Here is a 6698-nt window from a genome sequence, read left to right as displayed (position 1 = left end):
TGGAGCCGAGTTTTTCGATATTGGTGCTGCCGTTATCGCCGTTGAAGGTCAGGCCTTTGTTGTCAACGGTGGTTTTGGCGTCTACGCCTTTTTGGATGTTATCTTTAGTGCTTTGAGCGAGATCGATACTGTAATTAGTTGTGACTGCGCCATCGGATGCAGTTGTAGTATTAGAGGTCAAATTCAAAGCATTGGAAACTTGTACCGTTGCTTTATCTGCGCTGACGGTATAAGTGGTTTCTTTGCCTGAAGTTGTTTTATTAACGTGCGCGTTATTGCCTGCCTCCACCTTGGTTGTGGTTTTGGCATTATTGATGGCATTGGCTACATCACCAGTAGTCGCCACACCGGCAGTCGGTGCGGAAACTGTGCCATTATTATTGACAGACAATGTGCCTTGAGTGACGTTGATTTGGACTTTTGATGCATTCTCGCCATCGGTGACCGCAACGGTCGTCAAGTTGCCATTAGCGTAGTTGACTGTACCGTTGTTGTTGATACGGGATTTGTCTGTACCGTTTTGTTGGATATTGTGTCCAACATTGTTCATCACTGTGTACAGTTGGCTACCATTAACTGCATCGGTTGAAGTGGCGGAAATACGGCCTGCAGCAACATTCTGGATTTGGCGTTCATTACCTGTGCTGCCTACAGAAACTGCGCCTGTTTTGGCAGATGAAGAAGCAGCATAGCTGACATTGGTCACAGCGCCGCTATCGTTTTTGAATGAGGCATTTTTAGCTGTTGCGTCAAAATTATTGGCCGCACCGACAGCACCATTGCCCAAAGCAACAGAGCTACCAACCGTAGTTGTCGCACCATTACCCAACGCAACTGAATCGCTTCCCGTTGCTTTTGCATTATTACCACCGGCAAAACTACTATGTCCGGTTGCTTGGGCTGAGGAACCAATAGCAGTGGAATAAAGGCCTGAACTGTTTGCCTGCTTACCAATGGCGATAGAATAAGCTTGCGTTGTCTGCGCCTGATGACCGATTGCAACAGAATCATCACCGACTGCATTTGACAAATAGCCCATTGCCGTACCGTTATTTTGTGCCGTTGCCCTTGCACCGACAACAGTTGCATTTTCGTAGTTGGCTCTACTGTGAGCACCGACGACTATAGAGTAATTGCGATCATTTTCTGTGTTCAAACCTATGGCAATAGAGCCTGTTCCACGAGAATTGGCATTAGAGCCTAAGGCAACAGCGCCAACAGTTCCAGAAGTTACCGTTGCATTTGGACCAACAGCAACAGAAGACGAACCAAGTACGTTGGCATTATGACCCAAAGAAACACTACCCGTCGCACCAGTGCTTGTTGCCGCATTCGGTCCGATGGCAATCGAATTGGTTGCTTTTGCACCGTCATTGTTCCAGTTTTTCGTACCGTCAGTTTTGCCTTCTTCTGACTTAACAGAGAAATAGCGGACACGCTCAATTGCACTCAATACACCATAAAGTTGAGAGCCGTTGATGGCATCAGTAGAAGTAGCAGAAATATCGCCAGGGGATACATTAATGATTTGGCGTTCGTAACCTTGAGAACCGACAGACACAACATCACCGGCATCGGTAGTTTGACCGCCTGCCCAAGTGTAGGTTACACCCATAATTTCGCGTTGAACGTATGCCTTACCTTCTTTATCGGTTTTAGAAGCCGTACCCAAAGCCACAGAGTTCAGCAAAGTAGCCTTCGCACCTGTACCCAAAGCTACACCACCAAAGGCAGTCGCCTGAGATTTAGTACCGATGGCCAAAGACAAATCGGCAGATGAATTAGACTGCACACCCAATGCAACAGAACCTTGACCGGCAATAGTATTACCATAAGAACCGCTATACATCGTATCGCCGGTCATCTCTTTATAAATATCACGCAGACTTTTACCGCTCAGCGTATATTCACCGGTCTTTGCACCTTTTTCATTATATTTGATGAATTTGTCCGTTGCATTGCCAGAATATTGAGTACCACCTACCGAATCTAAATCATCACCACCAATAGCAACAGATGAATTACCATTAGCCAAGACATTACCACCAACCGCAATAGATTGGTCTCCCTTTGCCCACGCACCCTCAGGTCTGCCCTGTGGATCAACACGGTTACCTGAACCAATAGCAATAGACTGAGTTATCTTAGAACTACTTGAATCGCCTACTCGAGCCGTATTACCAATAGCAATATTATTGTGCGTTACATTCACATTCATAATATTTTGCGAAAGAACCCCAGATGCACGTCCAATAGCAATCGTACCAAGGCCGGTTGCATTCGCGTCTGTACCAAGTGCAATAGCACTTGATGGCGCACTACCCGAACTTGGAGAATTTGCCACTGCACTTTTACCGATGGCAATGGTATTTCCAGTTTGAGCTTGGGTTGAATTACCTATAGCGATAGACTCACTTTGATAACCCACTGCATTGGTACCGATTGCAATGGCATTTTGCGCATTGGCTGCAGCCTGACTGCCGCTGCCAATTGCAATGCCGTCTTGACCTCTTGATGTGCTGGATTGGCCCAAAGCCATTGAGCCTATACCAAATGCTTGCGCCGAATTACCCAATGCTGTTGTGTTCGTATTATTGGCAAGAGCATTCTTACCTACCGCTGTCGCTTGCGTACCATTTGCTTTGGAATCTGCACCCAATGCTGTTGAATCTGCAGAAACAGCATTGGCACTTTTACCTATCGCTGTTGCATTTGAACTACTTGCACTTGTATCTGCACCCATCGCAACAGCATGATTTTGAGTAGCTTTGGCATTTGTACCAACAGCAAGGCTGTTATTATGTGTTGCATTTGCACTCGTACCTACCGCAACTGCACCATTAGCCGTAGCATTGGCTGATGCTCCTACTGACAGGGCACCAATACCGGTCGCTGTTGCACCACTAACCGCAGTAGCACTGGTCGGAGGATCAACCGCAATTTGTCCTCGTCCCGCAGTTGCCGCATACGAATTACCTGCACCCAAAAGAGCTGCCGAAATTACTGTCAATCTGAAAACTGCCGCAATACCATTTTTACCGGATTCGGCAGATACATCTGTACTGTTTCGTTCCGCAGACGATTTCACACGGCCTTTGGCCAATTCGGACGTTACAACGAAAGATTGAATCGTACGGTTCCAAACGACTTTAAATATCTTATTCATTAGTGTGTCTTTCTCTTTTATGATGAGTAAAAGCGTAGGCGTGAGCATGACGCTACTTTAAAAAATCTATTGCGGAGGATTTCCCTGCAAAATGCTTGCTTCGAGCTGACGTTTATTGTCACTTTAAGACGAAATTTAGGTCTTTCACTATCTCGAAATGAAATAGTATTTCATACTTACTAAATATCCGCTAGTCAGAAATATCAACCGATTATCTTTAATTTCTAAATGAAATTACGGCTTTCAACCAAAAAACCAATCATCAAAAGGGTTTCAGCCATGTTTCTATTGATAAGCGGTTTGTTGTATTCCATTGACAAGTCATAAGCAAGTACAGTAATCATGCAACTCATATGCCAATTATTTAAAATATTATTTATTAAAAAACGAAAGAAAAAGGCCGTCTGAAATATTTCAGACGGCCTTTAATGAAATGATATTGAACAACTACTTACATTGAATAATTTGGTTTTTAAGCTATCAATAAAATCGACAATATGCTTTTAATACGTCATAGAAAGAATACGCATATCCCTACTTATACAAACGTAGATGGTTTTACAAACCGAATACGGCAATATCGCCCTTGCCTTGACGAATCAGCTCGGTGCCATCGGTCATATCGATAACCGTCGTCGGCTCAGTACCGCACCAGCCTCCATCAATAACCAAATCGACAGCATGCTCAAGACGATCTCGGATTTCGTATGGATCGGTCAATGGCTCGTCATCTTCGGGCAGCATGAGAGTGCAACTTAAAATAGGCTCGCCCAATTCTTGCAAAAGTGCCAAGGCAGTAGCGTTATCGGGAACACGCAAGCCGATGGTTTTACGCTTGGGGTGAAGCGTGCGATTGGGTACTTCTTTGGTTGCCTGCAGGATAAAGGTGTAGCTGCCGGGCGTAGCTGCTTTGAGCTGGCGGAACTGGGCATTATCCACTTTGGCGTAAGTACCCAATTCGCTCAAATCGGCACACATCAAGGTCAGGTGGTGTTTTTGATCGATTTTGCGAATCGTGAGAATGCGCTCCATCGCGGTTTTGTCGCCGAGTTTGCAACCCAGCGCATAGCAGGAATCCGTAGGGTAAACGATCACGCCGCCACTGCGGACAATATCGGCGGCTTGCTTGATGAGGCGGTCTTGGGGATTATCGGGATGGATGGCGAAAAATTGTGCCATGTTTTTTTCCTTATCATTCTAATGGTTTGTTGTTTGACATTTTAAAACTTATTTGGCCGTCTGAATATTGGATTTCCACCACCATGAATAGATTTAGCCTCATCTACAACACGGCTGCACCCAGTGATACCTTATATACAATTTTGATTTACCGGCCGATATCGAAAGTCAATTTAATACACTATATAATGCGTTATTTTGTTTGAAAGTCATCTCAATGCCTGCTTCTTCCCTACCTTCCCGCCGCTTGTCTGTTGCCCCCATGCTCGATTGGACAGACCGACACTATCGCTTTATGGCGCGACAAATTACACGCAATGCTTGGCTTTATAGCGAAATGGTCAATTCAGGCGCAGTGGTTTACGGAGATAAAGACCGCTTTTTGAGTTTCAACGAAGGCGAGCAACCGGTAGCTTTACAGCTTGGCGGTTCAGATCCGCATGACTTGGCAATCGCTACCAAAGCGGCTGAGACGTATGGTTATAATGAAGTCAACCTAAATTGCGGCTGCCCCAGCCCACGCGTTCAAAAAGGCGCTTTCGGCGCCTGCCTGATGAATGATGTAGATTTGGTGGCAGATTGTTTGAATGCGATGCAGGATGCAGTTGAAATTCCGGTTACGGTCAAACACCGCATCGGTGTAGACAGACAGACAGAATATCAAGTCGTGGCAGATTTTGTGGGAACACTTCGCGAAAAAACAGCCTGCCGCACATTCATCGTCCATGCGCGTAATGCCTGGTTGGACGGTTTATCCCCGAAAGAAAACCGCGAAGTCCCGCCACTCAAATATGAATACGTGTACCGTTTGAAACAAGATTTTCCCGACTTAGAAATTTTGATTAACGGCGGCATCACCACCAACGAAGAAATCGCCGAACACTTAAAATTTGTCGATGGTGTCATGATCGGGCGCGAGGCTTATCATAATCCAATGCTGATGCGCGATTGGGATGTACTGTTTTACAACGACGCACACGCACCAATCCAATACTCAGATTTAGCAGCTTGGCTATACGCATACAGCCACGAACAAATCGCCTTAGGACGAGGCACCATCCTGCGCCATATCGTCCGCCACGCACTAGGCTTAATGCACGGCCTAAAAAATGCCCGCACTTGGCGCCGTATGCTCTCAGATTCTACTTTGCTGAAAGACAACGACGGCAGCCTAATTCTAGACGCATGGAAAGAAGTTGAACGCGCAAATATTTGGGATTAATGCCATATAGTTCGAATAAATGAAAGGCCGTCTGAAGCATTAAATGATGCTTCAGACGGCCTTTTAAATTACAACAGACTGCTAAAGATATATTCATTTATCTTTAGCTACTATCCTGATTAATTCATCAAATAAATTCAAAACATAATCCAAGTATAAAAAAATGCGGCCTAAATAGGCCGCATTTACTTTGCTTCGTCTTTTCAGACGGCCTTTTCAGGCCGTCTGAAAGTCAGATTACCATTGGTAACCAACTGCTGCGGTAGCACCGAAGTGACCACGTGAGTTGCCGGAAGCAGTACCTTTGATGATCCAGTTACCACCATCGGAGATGCTAGAGAAGCCGACAGCGTAACCGGTTTCACCGCGGTAGTGACCGCCACCGATAGCCAGCATGCTCTTACCTGGCAAGTAAGCTTGTGGCAGACCGGCAGTAGCCAAGGCTTGAGCCACACCTGCGCGGGCGTTGTTGTCAACCTTGTTCACATTGCTGTTCACATCGCCGAATTTTTGGTTCAACTGGTCAACGTTAACCGCATCGGTACCGTTTTTACCTGGAGCAACATTTTTAATAGTAGTGTTGCCGGCATCGATACCACCTTGGTTGATGGTTACAGGACCTGCTTTCAGTTCGTTAGTAGTAACACTGTTAACGGTCAGATCAGGGTTCAAGCTGACTTTCAGCGCATCGCCGTCTTTCTTAACGAAGATGTTTTGAACTTCTTTCTCTGAAGTCTTACCGGTTGCTTTATCGAATACTTGAACTTTAGTACCCGCATCACCTTTAATCTGAATAGTGTTATTCAGTTTTTTGGAGATAGAGCCGTCAGTAGTACCAGTCTCGTCAACCAAACCGAAGGTACCGTCAGCATCTTTACCATCTTTACCGTCTTTACCATCTTTCACGGTTGCAGTAGTAGTAGAGATGACTTTACCGTCTTTATCGAAGTTGTTGATAGTGATGGTAGAAGTACCTTTAGCTTCATCACGCTCAACTTTACCTTCAGCAGACTTACCGTTTTCACCGGTATCACCTTTAGCACCAGTATCACCTTTAGCACCGTCTTTAACAACAGTAGTAGTAGTGTTACCGTTACCATCTTTGATGGTTACAGTGTGAGTACCGTCGCC

At 45.5% G+C, this 6698-nt stretch carries 4 protein-coding genes; 1 reads left to right on the top strand and 3 read right to left on the bottom strand.

Annotation, left to right across the window (positions count from 1 at the left end; translation table 11 throughout):
• Together HMPREF2675_RS11220 and HMPREF2675_RS03995 are read right to left on the bottom strand one after the other, a co-directional pair.
• Positions 1 to 3214 (bottom strand): ESPR-type extended signal peptide-containing protein (locus HMPREF2675_RS11220; protein ID WP_283127791.1); only part of this gene is annotated, 3214 nt, incomplete at its 3' end.
• Between the two features lie 510 nt (positions 3215 to 3724).
• A complete protein-coding gene (locus HMPREF2675_RS03995) occupies positions 3725 to 4345 on the bottom strand; it encodes an L-threonylcarbamoyladenylate synthase (protein WP_070814139.1) in 621 nt (206 codons plus the stop codon).
• Positions 4346 to 4562: 217 nt separating this feature from the next.
• Between HMPREF2675_RS03995 and dusA the strand changes: the two genes are divergently transcribed.
• Positions 4563 to 5567, top strand: coding sequence for a tRNA dihydrouridine(20/20a) synthase DusA (gene dusA / locus HMPREF2675_RS03990; protein ID WP_070814138.1), 1005 nt, complete (start codon positions 4563 to 4565; stop codon positions 5565 to 5567).
• A gap of 237 nt (positions 5568 to 5804) precedes the next feature.
• Here dusA and HMPREF2675_RS03985 read toward each other — a convergent pair.
• A partial coding sequence (locus tag HMPREF2675_RS03985) for a YadA-like family protein (protein WP_283127790.1) occupies positions 5805 to 6698 on the bottom strand: 894 nt, incomplete at its 5' end.

Source organism: Neisseria sp. HMSC061H08 (genome assembly GCF_001836795.1).
Taxonomy (GTDB): domain Bacteria; phylum Pseudomonadota; class Gammaproteobacteria; order Burkholderiales; family Neisseriaceae; genus Neisseria; species Neisseria subflava_A.
The sequence above is the reverse complement of the archived record's forward strand: the minus strand, read 5'-3'. Positions and strand labels throughout refer to the sequence as shown.